A 16,109-nucleotide genomic window follows, 5' to 3' on the forward strand; every position below is an offset into this window, starting at 1 on the left:
ATGCAACGATCTACCATGTCAAAATTAATCTTGGTACTATTCATTGGTTTGGTCATGTTAGGTTTCATGATAAAAATGTTCTTCTATGATGGTAAAAATAAAGATGATACAGGCTTTGAGGGAGAAAATGAATACAGCTACACAGAACCAGTAGAGGAAGAAAGAACAGACTCAGAGACGGAAACCGATAAAGATCAACAAATACCTGTAGGGAATACTGAAATTGATTATGACGCTGAGTATGGGGCTAAATTCGGTGAAGATAAGGTACAGGCAGCAGAGAAATTAGCGGAAAAAGTTATGCAAGCTTGGTTAGAAAATAATACAGATATGGAGATGTGGAAGGAAATTTCTACAGCTCCTTTTTTAATTGTTGTGCAAAATGAAGTAATGGCTCCAAAGGATCAACTAACAAGGAAAGTCCAGTCACTTGATGTTTCTCCTACAAAGGCTTCAGGAGATCAAGATATACAATTCATGGTCTATGCCACATGGGATGTGCTGTCTGCAGGTAAAAAAGTTAGAGAACAATCCAACATGTATAAAATATCTTTGACACTTTCTGAGTCGGGAGAATGGTTTGTAAAAGAGTTGAGTCGTGTATGAAGCAACTCATTAATTTTATTGGACAGCAGATTAGTAAAAAGATTTTGGTATGGATTGCAGGGTCGTTAGGGTTTTCGTTCTTTGCGATTGTAGCTGTCATTTTGTTGGCCATCATCATGATAATAGGTGCAGTAGGAGGCTCAACAAACAGTCATTCTATTGGAGGAAATGGTTTATCAGCTTGTTCTGTGACAGGAGAAATCGATGAAGTAAGCTGGAATGCAGCCTTTTCAAATGCAGGGGCTTTCACTGGAAAAGGAGATTTATTTATTGAACTTGCACGATTAAATGGCATTGATCCTGTATTGGCTGCAGCGATTGCTTTTCATGAAACAGGGCGAGGTACATCCAATGCGGTTGTAAATAAAAACAATCCAGGAGGCATCATGGACCCAGCTACAGGTTGGTCCAAGTTGATGCATTTTTCCTCATTAGAGGAAGGGTTGTCATACACAATGGCGAATTTAAAGCGTCGAATTATTGATGACGGACTCTCAACAATTGAGTCATTAGGGAGCGTTTATGCACCCATCGGGGCAGCAAATGATCCGAACGGATTAAATGCACATTGGGTACCAACGGTCACGAAATTTGCTAGTGAGTTGGGTGGATTAACGATGAATTGTTCGCCTATGGGTTCTCAAATTGTTGGAAATGAAGCTTTTAAAACGATTTTAAACGAGATGTTAAAGTACGAAGGCTGGTCCTATGTTTGGGGTGGCTACAATCCAAATATGGGCTTTGATTGTTCAGGATTAATGCAATGGTCTTACGCAAAAGCAGGCATCCAACTTCCACGTACAGCCTATACACAATACAAATTTGCTCAACCAATAACACGGGATCAATTGCAACCAGGCGATTTAATTTTCTTTAAAAGTGCTAATTACGCACCAGTTACACATGTTGGTATGTATGTAGGAAACGGAAAAATGTTTAACTCGCAAAACGATGGCGTGCGTTATGATGACGCGTTAACAGGTTATTGGGGATCTGTCATTGTGGGTTATGGAAGAGTGGCCGATTTCTCTGAATAAAGGAGGGCGTTAACTTGTGAAATTAAAAATAAATAAAGGCTTAGAAAATAAATTTTATGTAAGTGTGATGTCGTTTCTCATCATTAGTTTTTTGATTATCTTCACATCCAAGTTGTGGATGTATGATGATAATCCAATTAAACAAACACCTTTTAATAAAGACATAGTAGGTTTAGAACAAACGACATTAATCTTAAAAAAATGGCACTATAATCCCGAAAAAGGGTTCATGGAAGTATTGCTGGAAACACGACACACAGGTTCAGATAACGTAAAACCTACATTTGCATTTGCGGCCAAAGCGTCGAAATCATTGGAGTCATACCCTGTGAAAATTATCTATCAAAAAGATAATCAGTACGTTCTTCATATTTCAAAAGTGCCTGAAGAGTATTCTGTTATTGGTTTATTTGTTAAGGAAATTCGTGATCAAAAAATACTTGAAAGTGAGGCAAGGGACAAACTGTTGGCTGAAAAAGGCGCTGTCGATCCATCAGCTGTTTTAGATTTACCACAGCCAAAAGAAAAAATTATTGTTGGCGATTATCGAAAAATAAGTGAGGATAAAACCTTGAAAGAAAAGACACAGTTCGCCTATCAAGAAGAATTTATTGCGCTTGAAATTGACCAAATTGATAAGAAGATTCGTACGTTGGAAGGAGAACAGATTCCCTTACAAGATGACATTATTGCTTCAATACAAAACGAAATGAAGCATCTAGAAAGTGAGCTTGCCTATAAGACGGAAGACGAAAAACAAGAAGTACGTCTACAACTTGTAAAGAAAAAAACAGCCATTGAAAACGTCAATGAGAAGAAAAAAGACTATCAAAATCGACTAATAGAATTACAAAATAAACGAAAGAAGTTGCAAGAAAAAATTGACATGATTGGGTCCGATGAAATGAAAAAGAATGTAGTTGAAGTCGAATAATACTAGTAGTAAATGGATTGATTTTAGAAAAAAAGCTAGGAAGAAAACAGGAAGAACGTAAGAAATTTCAGGAAGAAAACAGGAAGAATTGCTCTTTTTTATGGGGACACCGAAATACTAGGCTCTGCCTAGTCTATCACCCCAGGTGATAGCAGATTTCCCTTATGCTCTTTCACTCAATAGCCTGCGCTCGCAGGCTATTTTCAGTTTCGCCTCTTTTAGAGACGAAACGCTCAACGCCCTAGCGACTTTGAAGTAAAGGAGAGATTGCACAATGGCCGAAATAAAGGCACGGGTTGATCCAGCATTAAAGAAAAAAATAACAAGCATGGCCAAAAAAAAGAAGATGACACAAAATGATTTTATTAATCTTCATTTGAAACGAATAACGACTCCAAATTTATTTCAAGAAGAAAAAAATCGCTTCGAAGAAATGCTGGGGATGCATATAGAAGTGTTTGCAACATTTGCAAAATCGAATGAAGAGTTGCTGAAGAAACTGATTTCAATTGAGGGCATTTTAAACCAAGAAGTTCAAAAGGTTTTTGAGCAAGAGGTGAACGAATAATGAGTGACATATTAATTCGAGATGTCGATGAATTAGCAATAGATAAAATTGATAAAGCTGCTAAAAAAGCAAAGGTGTCACGCCAGGTTTATTTAAAATCCTTGCTTGAACGAATTGCATATTTTGATGTGTTCATTGAAGAACGAGATCGCTTTGAAAAGGTTGTAATGTCTTCACAGAAACAAATGGAACAATACTTACTACAGCAAAGTGAACTATATGAAAGTGTATTGCGAATTGAATCCATGCTGTACTTATTATTAGATAGTGATGCAGAAGAAATAAATCAACAACTGACAGAATTAGTAGGAAAGGAAGTGAAGTTAAGTGACAGTAACGAAAAATAAAAAAAATTTCTGGTTAACGGATTCTACAATACTAAAGCTCGAACAGTTAGCAACTGAAAAAAATTTAACTCTTGGTGGTGTTATAGAGTACCTAATTGAGACTCTTTATGCTCATGAAACTTCTCAAAATCAAGCCCTTTTAGCAGAAGTAGAAGCAATGATGCACAAACATTTACACAGTATATTGGAGCCAATTACAGAAGACTTAAAACGAGTACGTATAACAGGGAATGTTATTGATCGTAATACTCAGATGATGCTTGAATTTTGGAATCACTATTTCATTATGACAGATGCAAAACAGTTAGGTTCTACTGATCGATTAAAAACAGTGCCTTTTACTCAAGCTGAGGAATTAATAAAAAATCGTATTGCACATAATCGTCAAAAGAAAATCGATCAGGAAACCAAAAGAGCTTTGCCAGATAATCAAGGTTCTTAATGGATAGAGGGAGATAAAGATGAATAATTCTCCTGGCGTTGTTTTAAAAAGTCGCTTTGTTATGCCATCCAGCGAGGAGTATCAGGATTTTATTAGTTATATTGATCGTGATGCTGCGAAAGTGAAGGAGAAAATTATTACTGATGAAAATGATTCCTTTTCTGTTTTTTATCAGTATATGGACTATATGGGAGATGAAAACAAGCAAGGTGCATTGTTTTCATCTACTGAAGATATTATCAATATGGATCAAAAAAATTCATTAAAAGATTTGTTCAAGCAGGCTCAAGAAAATGGTTCTCCACTATGGCAAGATGTGATTAGTTTTGATAACACTTGGCTACAAAAGTATGGATTAATGGATGAGGGTGGACAGGTTAATGAAGTGAAAATGAAAAATATTGTGCGCGCTGCAGTAAACGAAATGTTAAAAGGAGAGAATATGATCGATAGTGCGGTATGGTCTGCAGCTATTCACTACAACACAGACAACCTTCATGTTCATATAGCGACAGTTGAGCCGATACCTACACGGGTTAAAAAGTGGACAAAGAATTTTGAAACAGGTAAATGGGAAGAACAACTACGTGCCAAACGAAAACAAGGTTCCCTTGATAAAATGAAGTCGAAAGTGGCCAACCTTATAATGGACCGCACAAAGGAACGCAATCTTATTACCGATTTGATTCGGGGAAGTGTGAATTTAAAAAAAGAAAAAGAAATCGACTTATCTACACACCGCCAAACAAAAAAAATATTTCGAAAAGCACTTCAACGATTACCTCCAGATCGATCTCAATGGAGGTACGGCTATCAGTCTATTAATGAGGCAAGACCATACATTGATCAGATCGTTGATATTTATTTAGATCGTTATTATAAAAATGAAATGAAAGATCTTCATCGCCTACTAGATGAAGAAGTCGAAGTCATGAGGGAAAAGTACGGTGAGGGCAGCAAGTATCAAAACTATAAACAAACAAAATTAGATGATTTAAAAAAACGTATGGGTAATGCGGTTTTAACTGAAATGCGTGCCTATCAAAAAGAAAGTGATCAACGATTGTATGAACTATCTAAATCTCAAAGGAAGTATCAAGCTCCTATGTATCGTCAAAATTTACAGGTTTCTAAAGGGTTAAATCAGGCACTAAATAATTTGAATTATCGGTTACGAAAAACGTATCACGACTTTAAAAAAGAACGAAACATGGAAGAATTTGACCGCATGTTAGAAGGGTATGAGCGTTAGAGGAGGTTGTTAAATGTTCTATCAAGTCAAATGTGAACTATGCAATAAAGTTCTTGATGTAGTAAAAGAACCCTATCAAGGGGCAAAGTGTATGTCATGCATTGAAAATAACCTAGATAAAAAGGATGGGGAAAAATGAACAACATTGTATATGCATTTATTAAAGAGTTAGAAGAACAGCTTGTTACGCTTCGAGTAAATAGTGTAGATCTAAAAATAGATCTAACAGAGGATAATCGACAGTTTATCTTTGGGGCAATTCAACAAGGTACATTTATTGTGCCATTCAATCAAGAAAGCCATGAAATAATTATGGATACCTCATTACTTGAATATTTTCCTGAAACAGAACGTCATGAATTAGCAGATGCCCATTTGATACCTGAAGAACTTTAAAGGAGTAGAGATTATGGTGATGACACGTAAAAAATATACAGCAAAAACAGCAGAGGAAAAGCAAAAAGAGATCGAAGAATTATCAGAGAAAATGACCAATCAACTAAGCTCCTATTTTATAACTGAGGATGCTTTAAAAGAGCATTTAGCTTTTATGTCGATATTTTATAACTATTCCTTGCGTAACATGGCTTTGATTCAAAATCAGTTCATGGGTGCAAAAGCAGTAGGTTCATTTAAGTTTTGGCAGGACAAGGGTGTATCTGTTAAAAAAGGTGAGAAGGGGATTCAAATATTTGTCCCTACACCTGTCACATATTTTAAACGGGATGATGAATGGATACAGATGCAATTCGCTAATTCAAGAGAGAAAGCACAAATTAAAAATGGCGTGCTAGAAACTGAAAAAAAGTTGTTTTTTAAAATTGGCCATGTATTTGAATATACCCAAACAGATGCAAGAGAGAAAGGGATGCCTGTCTCTGAAATCTTTGGCCAGTATCACCAGGATGGAGTGATAGAAAATGAAGGTGAAATGTTAGCAGCCTTGCATAAAGTATCTAAAAATATTGGGTTTGAAATATTACCAGTACCTCCACGTGAATTAGGAGTAGCGAAAGGAGTTGCTTATCCATATGAAAAAATAATTGCCTTAAACCCACGAAATACAGCTTACGAAAATGTTACTACGTTACTTCATGAGTTAGCACATGCTAGGCTGCACACTCCTGATGTTCGAGATAGCTTTACTACAGCAGAACGTGAATTTCAAGCAGAAATGGTGTCCTATGTCGTGGCCAGTCGATATGGAATTGATACTGAAAATTTTAGTCTTTCTTATTTGGCCAGCTGGACACAACAAGGTAAAGAATTAAAAGATAAAGAGATGTTATTAAATGGTGTGAGAACAGCAGCGAGTGAATTTATAGAAACCATCGATAATCATTTTTTAGAAATACGACGTGCAAAAGAGAACGAATTAATGAAGCCTGTGCAGCTGCTATTAATCGAGTACGGGGCTTTATCGAATGCCAGCTTGCGTGCAATTGAAGCTGAGGACTTAAAAGAAATTATTCATGACATAATCACTAATAAGGTTGAGCAATTACAACATCCAGCATTTAAACAGGAATTGGATCAACTTAGAAGTGTCAGTGATGATTTACTTACCTTTGAGCAAGTAAATGCAGATTTTATCCAGGTGTTTAATAATACGTTTAAAGATAATTTTGCCCTCATTAATCAGCAAGAAGTGACTAATCCGAAGATCCTAATCCAATGGTCTGAAAGTGAACTAATGTCTAATGAATTAATGGGGTTTGCTGAAGGAAATGAACGCATGGCGCTGCTTGAAAAGGAAGTGTTTTCTGATAAAGAAAAAGCATATAGTTATCTCAAAACTCGATACCATGTATTAATTCCAAACGGAGATACAGTCGATCTAGTTAATCCAGATCGATTGGATATTGGTGATGGAGAGTACAAGAGTCCATTTGATCAACTCATTGCAGAAAATAAGCTAACTGATCCGCAACATCAGGAAATTTTAAAGGAACTCACTTTGTATGCTGATGAAAAGCAGCGTGGTGGCCAATTAACTGAGTCAGTCCAGGTAGAGAAAGAGTTGCAACAAAAAATACCTGGTGCTCATGATGAAGTATTGAAAAATGAAGTGGGTACCAAACACAAGCGAAGATGTATTGCATATGAACGTTAAGGAAGCGCAGTCAATTTGACTAGCGTTATTTTTATTGAAAAATTAAAGAGGCTTGTCCCTTCAAGCCTCTTAAAAAGTATGTAAAAGAACGCTTGTTCTCCTGATTTAATTATAATATGTCGGGAGGAAAAAAGCTATGAACATTAACAAAAATACTATTTATAACATGGATTGCCTAGAGGGTATGCAGTACATACCAGACAAGAGTATCTTATCCTAACTTATACAAATCCAGGTGACACAGTGTTAGATAACTGTATGGGAGCCTTTACTACAGCTGTAGCATGTGACAATACAAAACGTTCCTGGATTGGTTTTGAGTTGGATTCAGAATACTGTGAAGGGGGGAGAGAACGAGTAAACGAAAATAGACAAAAGTTAGGTTTAAAACCAGTTGAAATTTTGTCCTTAAAAAAGTGAAAAGTAATATTTAATTTTAAAGAGATCAGGACTCATCAAAATTGGCGAGTCTTAGCAGTTAAACAACTATTGTTATTATCATTGAGGGAGATGTGTCTATGGCTGAAAAAATAAAAATGATTGCGGTAATAGAAGTTGATGAAAATATAGCGAAAGATCACAATTACAACATTGAAGAGGAATTCAAATGGCTAGTTGATAGTGGTATATTTTTAAGAAATCTTGTGAATGTTCCTCCTGATTTTGATATAAATGATCTGCAGCAAGAAAATAAACTAATGAAAGAGAAAAAAACAATTAGAAAACAAGACAAAGGATTTTATGAACGTTAGTGAAAAGATTTTTAAAATCTAACAAATATTCAAAGGCTAAGGATTCATCAAAATTGGTGAGTCCTTTTTCTTATCAAAGGGAGTTTTTCAGGCTTTGTAGATCAAATTTAATTATTTAGAACGGAAGGAGTGTGTAATATGGCAATTTTAAAGCCTTTAAAGAGGTTGAGTGAGTGTTTCTTGATATTAACAATGCTTTATTTAAGTATCGATGGAGTGTGTGTATTAACAACCTTTATCAGTAGTGACAATGTACGTGAAGGTATCGAGGGGCTTATGGTTTTTTTAATTACGACTTCCTTCGCATTGTCACTAAGCTTGAAATTTACATTTCGGACGTCAAAAACCATATTAGAATCCTTTTTGCTTTGTTTATCTTTATGTACATTGTTAGGCTTATCGTTTTTAGGAAACCAGGAAAGTACAACATTAATAATTGTAATTTATCTTGTTTTAAATGCGGTTCTATTTTTAGTTCAGAAAATAATTATTCATAAAAAGCAGAAACAACATAATTTAATTGTTAATGATAAAGGAGGAGTTTGAAATGTCAGAAGAAACAAATGAAGATATTATTCAACCATTTTCTGTAGAATGTCCCTGGTGTGAGAGGGAGCAAAAAATATATGAACAAGAGCAAACAGTAGGCTGTACATCGCATAAATGTGAAAGTTGCGGGATAAGTTTTGCCATTTGGCACTTAATTGAAGAGAGGTATAACAAATGAAAAAATATAGATTAGGTTATGATTATGTATTTTTAGCAGATACGCCATTTATGTACAAAGGCGTTAATATTGGGGCCACAAGCGTAAATGTGTTGTTTAAAGTGTTTGATACTAAAGGAAACGAAAAATTATTTGAGTCAGAAAATGAATTAAATGAACAAAAAATTGATTTTGGTAATGGAAATTCATGTTATTTATTTGAATTTATTAGATGTTTTATTGATACAGAAAATGTTTTGAATTTTGAACCCAATATAAAACTTTTAAGAGAATTTGGATGCTCTTATACTTTGCAATGGGAGAAAACGTCATATACAAAAGATATTTTGATTAATGGTGTTCTAAATCCTGAAGATGTTTCAGAAGTTGAGTTTATGGAACTGATGAAAAATAATATGGAATTATTTGATATTCGTGATAACTACCCAGCTCAAACAACTTCGTTTTTTACACAAGAAATAATCATGTTGCACGATTACAAATTAAAAAACGTTCCTGTAAATTATGGGCTTGGTAAAGAAGAAACTGTTTCAAAATATCGCTATGAATACAACGGTGAAAAATATTTAGTTGAGGTTGTACTTGATATAGGAAATATGATTGAGGTTGCGGTTTTTGAGCTTGATGATAATACCATAAAGTACGTTGGAGATACAGGGGAAAATGTATTCTTTGTTTTTAATACGATGACTGTTTTAGTAAAAGATTTACAAAGTTATGTGAATAAATGGATTGAAGAACATAAAGAATTGATTTTTCATGGGAATTGCTTACTTGAGGAGGTAGTGAAAAAATGAATTTAATTAAATTATTGAACCAAATAAACATTGATCAAACAATCACTGCAAATCCTATACATTTTTTGTTATTTAAAGAATCTCACTTTGAAAATCTCTATATGCCTATGTACTGGGGTGGATATGGACGACTCTTCAATAAAGAAATCTTAAATGAATTTTTTAAAAATGAAATTTCATATGATGAAATTATTCAAGCTGTAGATTTAACAACATTAGAGTTGCCCTATCAAAATGAATTTCTTCCCTTGATTAAGGAACGATTAGAAGAAATAAAAAGCCTTTCTGAACCAGTCCTTAACAGCGAAAAGATGAATATATTAAACTCACTTATTCTGTCATCAAGTGCATTTGTTTCATTACCTTATATCAGGAAATCTATTCACAAGCACGAACTTATAACTTTGTTAGCTTTAACTGAGTGGGAATTTTGGTTTCAAACTTGTTCAGGATGGGGTGTTAGCTATACCGCACTCACTATAAAATTCAATAGCATTTTCGATATATCTGAGTTAGAAATATATTTACCTTATGATGAACTGAACCAGTTACTAGATAAGCTTCAGTTTCAAAATGAAGAACTTTATAGAAACTTAGAATCATCTAAAAATATAGAAGAAAGTGAACTATTTGCAAGGTTATCTAACTTGAATATGTAGCCTGTTTATTAAAGTCAAAAATATATAAAAGGTGGTTATTAGAATGAATACAGTCATATTAGCCGAAAAACCTTCACAAGCAAAAGCTTATGCCGAAGCTTTTGAAGTAGCAAAAAGAGAAAAAACACACATTGAACTAAAACCTTGTAGCACATTTCCAGATGGAGCAGTCATCACATGGGGAATTGGACATCTTGTTGGCTTGAAAATGCCAGGGGAATATCGAAAAGAATGGAAAAACTGGGATATTAAAAATTTACCTATCATTCCAGCACAATTTGAGTATAAGGTTTCTGAGGATAAAAAAGTTCAATTTAATGCTGTAAAGAAGCTAATTAATAACGCTGATGTAGTAATCAACGCATGTGACATTGATCGTGAAGGTAGCAATATATTCTATTCTACTTTCAACATGACAGGTGCAAAAAATAAAACGATTAAACGGCTCTGGATTAACTCACTTGAAGTAGATGAAATTGTCAAAGGCTTTCAATCCTTACAATCAAATGAGAAGGATTTATTAATGTACAGCGAAGCAAAAACTCGTCAGATTTCTGATTGGTTGGTCGGCATGAATGCTAGTCCGTTGTATAGTTTGCTCATACAAGGAAAAGGTCTTAATACCAGTTTAAGTGTTGGTCGTGTACAATCCCCGTTGGTTTATATGATTTATCAACACCAAAAAGAGATTGAAAATTTTGTATCTAAGCCCTTCTTTGAATTAGTTGGCCATTTCAAAACAGTAAATGGAACATATTCAGGAAAGGCAAAGGTTAAGACCGATACATTAGAAGAATTAACTTCACTTTTACTAGGACATAGCCTTGCACTTGAAGAAGAAAACGAAGGTGTTGTTCTGGATTTAGATAAAAAAGAAAAACGTACAAAATCACCCAAATTACACTCCTTATCGACTTTACAGGAGGTTGCGAATAAAAAGTGGGAGTATAGTCCTGCAAATGTCTTAAAAATAATGCAGTCACTATACGAAAAAAAAATCTGCACTTATCCACGTACCGATACAAACTTTATCACTGAAAATGAATTTTTATACTTGTCAAATAACGTAGAGCAATACATGAAATTAATCAATGTTGACTTTTCACCTAATAAAGAAGCTAATAAACGTTATGTAGACGGTTCTAAGGTCCAGGAGCATTATGCCATAATACCAACTAAGACAATACCAAATGAAAGTACAATAAATGCTTTAACTGCTGAAGAAAAAAATATTTATGATGAAGTGCTGCGAAATACGCTGGCTATGTTCCATAACGACTATATTTATGAGGAAATGAAAATTGTAACAGCTGTACATGATATTGAATTTGAAACAGTTGGAAAAATCGAGCTAAACAAGGGTTGGAAATCTTTATTTATGCAATCAAGTAACGATGAGAATAATAAAATAGAAGCCGATAAGGTACTTCCTAGAGTTTCAAAAAATGGAAAAGTGATAAGTGTACTCCAAAGTAAAGAAGGGCGTACAACGGCTCCAAAGCCCTATACAGAAGGTGATCTAGTTAAAGTAATGAAAAACGCTGGGAAAACAGTAGATGATGAAAGTGATAAGGAAATCTTAAACAAGGTGGAGGGATTGGGGACTGAGGCCACACGTTCTAGTATCATCGAAACCATTAAGAAAAATGGGTATATTACAGTAACGAAAAATATTGTTTCTGTGACGAATAAAGCCAAGATTTTATGTGAAGCAATAGAGGGTACTTTACTTGCAAGTCCTGTAATGACTGCTAAATGGGAAGGAAAGCTAAAAGAAATCGGAACTGGAAACAGTTCACCTGAGAATTTTATTTCTAATATTAAAGCTTTTATCATGAATTTAATTCAGGAAGCACCGAAAAAAATAGGACAAGTTAGTAATATAGAGCAAACAATAAAGATAGAACAAGCAAACAATAACAAAGGTAACTGTCCTTGTTGTAAGAAAGGTCAAATGATAGATCGTAAAACTTTTTATGGTTGTAGCGAATATAGAAATGGTTGTAAGTTTTCAATTAATAAAATTATCGCAACTAAAAAGCTTACGGAAAAAAATATAAATGATTTATTAAATAAAGGTATTGCGTCAGTCATAAAAGGTTTTAAGTCGAAAGCTGATAAATTATTTGATGCAAAACTGAAAGTAACTGGTGACAAAGTGACATTTGAATTTAAATAATTTATTTTACGGATTCACCAGATTTGGTGAGTCCTTTTAATTTGAGTTAACTGAATAAATGATGAATCGAAGGAGACGAGAGAATGTTAATTATCAGTTGTTAGAATACTTTAGAGTTTCCAATCAGGATATAAGTGTATGGAGTAACCAAGCTAGTCCACCATTATATGTATATTGAGCTGATACATCGATTTATTACCTATTAATTTTAATGTTGCACAGTTGGAATAATGTATTCCAATCGGGCACTGTTCTGAAATAAGGAGAGCGACGTTATTCATGAAAAGGGCCATATTCATGAATAACTGATTAGATTATATACCAAGGAGATTGTGAACAAATGTACGTAAACCAACGAGGCAGGATAGTAGTATTCATTATAAAAACCAAAAAGCCCACTATTTGAAGTGGGCTGAATTAAGATCCAACAATAAAGCTTAATAGACTACTCAAGGTGTTAATCGATTGATGTCTCGTGGAAAAGCACTTGCCTCCCGAACGTTTGTTAATCCAAGAAGTTTGGCTGTTAAACGTTCTAGTCCAATAGCAAAACCTCCATGCGGTGGAACACCATATTTAAATGTGTTTAAATAATTTTGGAAGTTTTCCTCGTTAAGTCCTTTTTCTCTGAATGATGCTACAAGCATTTCATATTCATGAATTCGTTGGCCTCCAGATGTGATTTCTAGACCTTTAAATAAGAGGTCAAATGACTTGGTTAATCCGTTTTCCGCAGGCATTGTATACATGGGTCTATTTTCTTTCGGATACTCTGTAATAAAGACAAACTCACTCCCCGTCGTATCTTTTATATATTTTGCAATCAGTTTTTCTCCTTCGGTATTTAGGTCACCATCTGGCATTTCTTTTTTAAAACGATTCTTTAAAATTTCTCTTGCTTCATGTAATTTTAGTTTTGGAATATCAGTAATAGTTGGAATCTCAATATTCAAAAGCTTTAACTCGTTTTCATTTTTTTCTTTTACTTTCTCAAACATATATTTTATAATTTGAGTTTCTAGCTCCATTAATTCCTCATACTCTTCAATAAAAGCCATTTCAAGATCCAGAGAGATATATTCATTTAAATGTCTTGATGAGTTGTGCTCTTCTGCACGGAAAACTGGTCCAATTTCAAATACATACTCAAGACCTGAAGCCACCATCATTTGTTTATAGAATTGAGGAGATTGTGCAAGGAATGCGTCTTTCCCAAAATAATTTAAATTAAAAACATTGGCGCCACCCTCCGCACCTTGAGAAACAATTTTTGGTGTAAAAATTCTGATAAAATCCTTATTTGTTAGATATTCACGAAATGCCTCTTCAAGAGTTGCTTTTATTTTAAAAATTGAAGCTATTTTTTCATGACGGAGTGATAATACTCGATGGTTTAAAAGGTTCTCAAGTCCTGTGTTTACTTCTTTTTTATTTACCTCAAAAGGTAGTAAATCATTTTTGTTTATCACTTTCACTGATTTTATTAGCAGTTCAACGCCAAGTACTGTGTTATTTGTTGGAACGATTTTTCCGATAACTTCTATAACACTTTCTGTTTCTATAATGACGCCAGCAAGTTTTCCTTCTAAAACACATTGCAGTTCACCAGTTCGCTCTCTTAGTACTATAAAACTGATATTTCCAAGATGTCTTATTTTTTTTACCCAACCTTGGACTTTTACCATTTCTCCCACTTTATTAATACACTCTTTGGTAAGTGTACGTTTTAGATTTGTATGCATGATTTTTCCTCCTAAATTTTTTAACTTTTTTCTTTTATCATCATCGTCATCATCCACGGACACTCACCTCCTTTAAATATAAAAAGCTCCCGCCCCTGACAATTTGTCAGGGACGAGAGCCTATCTCGCGGTACCACCCTAATTGCTGCATTCACAGCCAACTCAAAGCTTTTTAACGGTTGCAAACCGTCTATCCTTACTTTTTTCAGGATAACACTCACAGGTGTCTTTCAATCATTATTTAACACAATCTTTTCAGCTACCGATTGCTCTCTTTCGTTAAAGGGAATGACATACTTTGTCTGTTCTTCGTTTTTTTAATATTTAAAAGTCATTATACCCTTACTTTTTTTCATTTTCAATAAAATTGTTAAATTTTACTACTAGTTTTTATATTTTTGAATTTAAAAGATTTTGGTAATAGAATTTGTTTTAGTAAACGTATTCCAGCTTCTCGAAAGAGGTCTAAAGCTGGACATTATACAAAATCCGATTACTAAATTTGAAATTTTGCTTACACGCTGCCAAGAATTATTAATATTATATTAGCCCCAACAAGCCCCAACATAGTCCCAAAATGAGCCCCAACTGTGTGCATTATTTTGCGTTACTATGCAATGTAAAGGAAAAATGAAAAACCCCAAAAGACTGCATATAACAGGCTTTTAGGGCTTTGTAGGGTACATATTACAAAATAAAAAAATTAGTCCGTGAAACATAAAGATGATAAGTAACCTAACATTAATAAAAGACCAATACCCATTGCGATGCTCATGCTTTGTACCTCCTTTAAAAAAACGACACATTATTCATAAATATTGTACAATGAATTATAGAAATATGAAACCTTTTAATGGCGAGAACGTATATAATAATAGGAGAATTACCAATTTGTACATAAAGAGTAGGTGACAATAAATGAAAACGTGGGTTAAGAAAAGTATAGTCATCATGGTTGCGTTTTTAACATTTGGTTTAATAACGCCTACACATGAGATTTGGGAAGCATTTGATCAAAATCCTTCGAACCGTGCATCCATCGGCCCTTCATCAGGGACAAGCACTGCTTTAGCTGGTGAGCATGATGATAGCAGTGACGAGCAGCTACAGATACAAGAGGAAGCGATTGATTATAATGCCTTACTTGTGGATGCAGCTAGAGAACAATCGTACATAAAATTTGGCACAAAAATTGGTCCAAAAATTAGCAATGAATTCGACAGCATCATCTTCCCGAAAATGGAGGAAGCCATCGCAATGACAGTCGCTAATCTTGATGATCAAACTGCTGCATCTTTAACCATCTCTGAAAGGCCAAGTGGTAATTACGGTGAGAAAATTTTCAATGTCATCAATAATGAAACAGGCACAGATTTAATTCGTTTCCATGTGCGTACAGAAAAAAGACCGCAGGAAGGCTACTACTACAACTTCCATTACCACAGTGTCGAGGACAACTTCATGGCACACAACAACCTTGGCGATATATATTGGGAAAAAAACACACCACCTAAGTGGTTGTCATGATAATTATAAAACACTCGTTTACATGACGAGTGTTTTTTTGTGCGATAACATTGATATATCAGCGTTTGTAAAAAGTCATTTAGTTATAACTCCGCTGATGGATGCCCTTTTAAAAGATTTGCGCCAAGAGTATTTCGATCTCAAAAGACAGCTTGTTCAGCAAAAGATACGGATCATAGGATGGACTAATGTAGATGAATATTTCAGTGATGTACAAATAGCAACTGCTGGCAATGATGTCGTGCTTCGATATGCCAACCAAGCACTACCACTCAAGTAGTCATATTAATGAGAAGGTTTAATCATTCTGAGAAACTAAATCGTTTGAAGAAATAAATAATTTCTAAAGAGCCGTTTCGATAGAAAGGGGGAGGTCTTTCATGGGAGTATGTGAACTTAAGCTAACGGGTGCTTTCCTTCAATATGA

At 34.5% G+C, this 16,109-nt stretch carries 19 protein-coding genes and 1 other annotated feature; of the genes, 18 read left to right on the top strand and 1 reads right to left on the bottom strand.

Annotated features, from left to right (window positions below):
* The 17 genes from LCP48_RS10910 (at window position 1) to topB (ending at window position 12,413) form a co-directional block, all read left to right on the top strand.
* A complete protein-coding gene (locus tag LCP48_RS10910) occupies window positions 1-606 on the top strand; it encodes a hypothetical protein (protein ID WP_225340966.1) in 606 nt (201 codons plus the stop codon).
* Window positions 603-1,643, top strand: coding sequence for a C40 family peptidase (locus LCP48_RS10915; RefSeq protein ID WP_225340967.1), 1,041 nt, complete (start codon window positions 603-605; stop codon window positions 1,641-1,643). Before LCP48_RS10910 ends, LCP48_RS10915 begins: the two co-directional genes overlap by 4 nt.
* Window positions 1,644-1,659: 16 nt before the next feature.
* Complete coding sequence (locus LCP48_RS10920) at window positions 1,660-2,577, top strand: hypothetical protein (RefSeq protein ID WP_225340968.1); 918 nt, start codon at window positions 1,660-1,662, stop codon at window positions 2,575-2,577.
* Between the two features lie 274 nt (window positions 2,578-2,851).
* Entirely contained in the window at window positions 2,852-3,145 is a 294-nt protein-coding gene (locus LCP48_RS10925; RefSeq protein WP_066036880.1) for a hypothetical protein, read from the top strand.
* Window positions 3,145-3,492: a hypothetical protein gene (locus LCP48_RS10930; protein ID WP_066036879.1), complete on the top strand. Its 348-nt coding sequence runs from the start codon at window positions 3,145-3,147 to the stop codon at window positions 3,490-3,492. The genes LCP48_RS10925 and LCP48_RS10930 overlap by 1 nt, the downstream gene beginning before the upstream one ends.
* Complete coding sequence (locus LCP48_RS10935) at window positions 3,473-3,934, top strand: hypothetical protein (RefSeq protein ID WP_066036878.1); 462 nt, start codon at window positions 3,473-3,475, stop codon at window positions 3,932-3,934. Before LCP48_RS10930 ends, LCP48_RS10935 begins: the two co-directional genes overlap by 20 nt.
* Window positions 3,935-3,953: 19 nt before the next feature.
* A complete protein-coding gene (gene mobP2, locus LCP48_RS10940) occupies window positions 3,954-5,186 on the top strand; it encodes a MobP2 family relaxase (RefSeq protein ID WP_225340969.1) in 1,233 nt (410 codons plus the stop codon).
* Window positions 5,187-5,199: 13 nt separating this feature from the next.
* Window positions 5,200-5,325, top strand: coding sequence for a hypothetical protein (locus tag LCP48_RS23325; RefSeq protein WP_263643097.1), 126 nt, complete (start codon window positions 5,200-5,202; stop codon window positions 5,323-5,325).
* Window positions 5,322-5,582, top strand: a complete 261-nt coding sequence (locus LCP48_RS10945) for a hypothetical protein (RefSeq protein WP_225340970.1) — start codon at window positions 5,322-5,324, stop codon at window positions 5,580-5,582. Before LCP48_RS23325 ends, LCP48_RS10945 begins: the two co-directional genes overlap by 4 nt.
* 13 nt (window positions 5,583-5,595) lie before the next feature.
* On the top strand, window positions 5,596-7,299 hold the full coding sequence (locus tag LCP48_RS10950) for an LPD25 domain-containing protein (protein WP_225340971.1): 1,704 nt from the start codon (window positions 5,596-5,598) through the stop codon (window positions 7,297-7,299).
* Between the two features lie 258 nt (window positions 7,300-7,557).
* The gene (locus tag LCP48_RS10955; RefSeq protein ID WP_318528175.1) at window positions 7,558-7,719 is read left to right on the top strand and encodes a hypothetical protein; all 162 of its coding nucleotides are present in this window, start codon (window positions 7,558-7,560) and stop codon (window positions 7,717-7,719) included.
* A 98-nt stretch (window positions 7,720-7,817) separates the two neighbouring features.
* Window positions 7,818-8,051 carry a hypothetical protein gene (locus tag LCP48_RS10960; protein ID WP_225340972.1) on the top strand — a complete coding sequence of 78 codons (234 nt, stop codon included), beginning with the start codon at window positions 7,818-7,820 and terminating at the stop codon, window positions 8,049-8,051.
* A gap of 138 nt (window positions 8,052-8,189) precedes the next feature.
* Complete coding sequence (locus LCP48_RS10965; protein ID WP_225340973.1) at window positions 8,190-8,597, top strand: hypothetical protein; 408 nt, start codon at window positions 8,190-8,192, stop codon at window positions 8,595-8,597.
* 1 nt (window position 8,598) lies between these two features.
* Complete coding sequence (locus LCP48_RS10970) at window positions 8,599-8,778, top strand: hypothetical protein (protein WP_225340974.1); 180 nt, start codon at window positions 8,599-8,601, stop codon at window positions 8,776-8,778.
* Window positions 8,775-9,575 carry a hypothetical protein gene (locus LCP48_RS10975; protein WP_225340975.1) on the top strand — a complete coding sequence of 267 codons (801 nt, stop codon included), beginning with the start codon at window positions 8,775-8,777 and terminating at the stop codon, window positions 9,573-9,575. Before LCP48_RS10970 ends, LCP48_RS10975 begins: the two co-directional genes overlap by 4 nt.
* Window positions 9,572-10,234, top strand: a complete 663-nt coding sequence (locus LCP48_RS10980) for a hypothetical protein (protein WP_225340976.1) — start codon at window positions 9,572-9,574, stop codon at window positions 10,232-10,234. The genes LCP48_RS10975 and LCP48_RS10980 overlap by 4 nt, the downstream gene beginning before the upstream one ends.
* A 43-nt stretch (window positions 10,235-10,277) precedes the next feature.
* On the top strand, window positions 10,278-12,413 hold the full coding sequence (topB, locus tag LCP48_RS10985) for a type IA DNA topoisomerase (RefSeq protein WP_225340977.1): 2,136 nt from the start codon (window positions 10,278-10,280) through the stop codon (window positions 12,411-12,413).
* 449 nt (window positions 12,414-12,862) lie between these two features.
* On the opposite strand, the gene aspS is transcribed toward topB, so the two are convergent.
* Entirely contained in the window at window positions 12,863-14,155 is a 1,293-nt protein-coding gene (aspS, locus tag LCP48_RS10990) for an aspartate--tRNA(Asn) ligase (protein ID WP_048394617.1), read from the bottom strand.
* A gap of 105 nt (window positions 14,156-14,260) precedes the next feature.
* Window positions 14,261-14,474, bottom strand: a binding site (T-box leader).
* Between the two features lie 599 nt (window positions 14,475-15,073).
* Here aspS and LCP48_RS10995 point away from each other — a divergent pair.
* On the top strand, window positions 15,074-15,682 hold the full coding sequence (locus LCP48_RS10995) for a YpjP family protein (protein WP_009371247.1): 609 nt from the start codon (window positions 15,074-15,076) through the stop codon (window positions 15,680-15,682).
* The last annotated feature ends 427 nt before the right edge of the window (window positions 15,683-16,109 follow it).

The organism is Lysinibacillus capsici (assembly GCF_020217405.1).
GTDB lineage: Bacteria > Bacillota > Bacilli > Bacillales_A > Planococcaceae > Lysinibacillus > Lysinibacillus capsici.

Excerpts from the sequence above, each read along its gene's own strand:
- LCP48_RS10910 (WP_225340966.1), top strand. The coding sequence starts at position 1 with ATGCAACGATCTACCATGTCAAAATTAATCTTGGTACTATTCATTGGT.
- LCP48_RS10915 (WP_225340967.1), top strand. The coding sequence starts at position 603 with ATGAAGCAACTCATTAATTTTATTGGACAGCAGATTAGTAAAAAGATT.
- LCP48_RS10925 (WP_066036880.1), top strand. The coding sequence starts at position 2,852 with ATGGCCGAAATAAAGGCACGGGTTGATCCAGCATTAAAGAAAAAAATA.
- LCP48_RS10930 (WP_066036879.1), top strand. The coding sequence starts at position 3,145 with ATGAGTGACATATTAATTCGAGATGTCGATGAATTAGCAATAGATAAA.
- mobP2 (WP_225340969.1), top strand. The coding sequence starts at position 3,954 with ATGAATAATTCTCCTGGCGTTGTTTTAAAAAGTCGCTTTGTTATGCCA.
- LCP48_RS23325 (WP_263643097.1), top strand. The coding sequence starts at position 5,200 with ATGTTCTATCAAGTCAAATGTGAACTATGCAATAAAGTTCTTGATGTA.
- LCP48_RS10945 (WP_225340970.1), top strand. The coding sequence starts at position 5,322 with ATGAACAACATTGTATATGCATTTATTAAAGAGTTAGAAGAACAGCTT.
- LCP48_RS10950 (WP_225340971.1), top strand. The coding sequence starts at position 5,596 with ATGGTGATGACACGTAAAAAATATACAGCAAAAACAGCAGAGGAAAAG.
- LCP48_RS10955 (WP_318528175.1), top strand. The coding sequence starts at position 7,558 with ATGGGAGCCTTTACTACAGCTGTAGCATGTGACAATACAAAACGTTCC.
- LCP48_RS10960 (WP_225340972.1), top strand. The coding sequence starts at position 7,818 with ATGGCTGAAAAAATAAAAATGATTGCGGTAATAGAAGTTGATGAAAAT.
- LCP48_RS10965 (WP_225340973.1), top strand. The coding sequence starts at position 8,190 with ATGGCAATTTTAAAGCCTTTAAAGAGGTTGAGTGAGTGTTTCTTGATA.
- LCP48_RS10970 (WP_225340974.1), top strand. The coding sequence starts at position 8,599 with ATGTCAGAAGAAACAAATGAAGATATTATTCAACCATTTTCTGTAGAA.
- LCP48_RS10975 (WP_225340975.1), top strand. The coding sequence starts at position 8,775 with ATGAAAAAATATAGATTAGGTTATGATTATGTATTTTTAGCAGATACG.
- LCP48_RS10980 (WP_225340976.1), top strand. The coding sequence starts at position 9,572 with ATGAATTTAATTAAATTATTGAACCAAATAAACATTGATCAAACAATC.
- topB (WP_225340977.1), top strand. The coding sequence starts at position 10,278 with ATGAATACAGTCATATTAGCCGAAAAACCTTCACAAGCAAAAGCTTAT.
- aspS (WP_048394617.1), bottom strand. The coding sequence starts at position 14,155 with ATGCATACAAATCTAAAACGTACACTTACCAAAGAGTGTATTAATAAA.
- LCP48_RS10995 (WP_009371247.1), top strand. The coding sequence starts at position 15,074 with ATGAAAACGTGGGTTAAGAAAAGTATAGTCATCATGGTTGCGTTTTTA.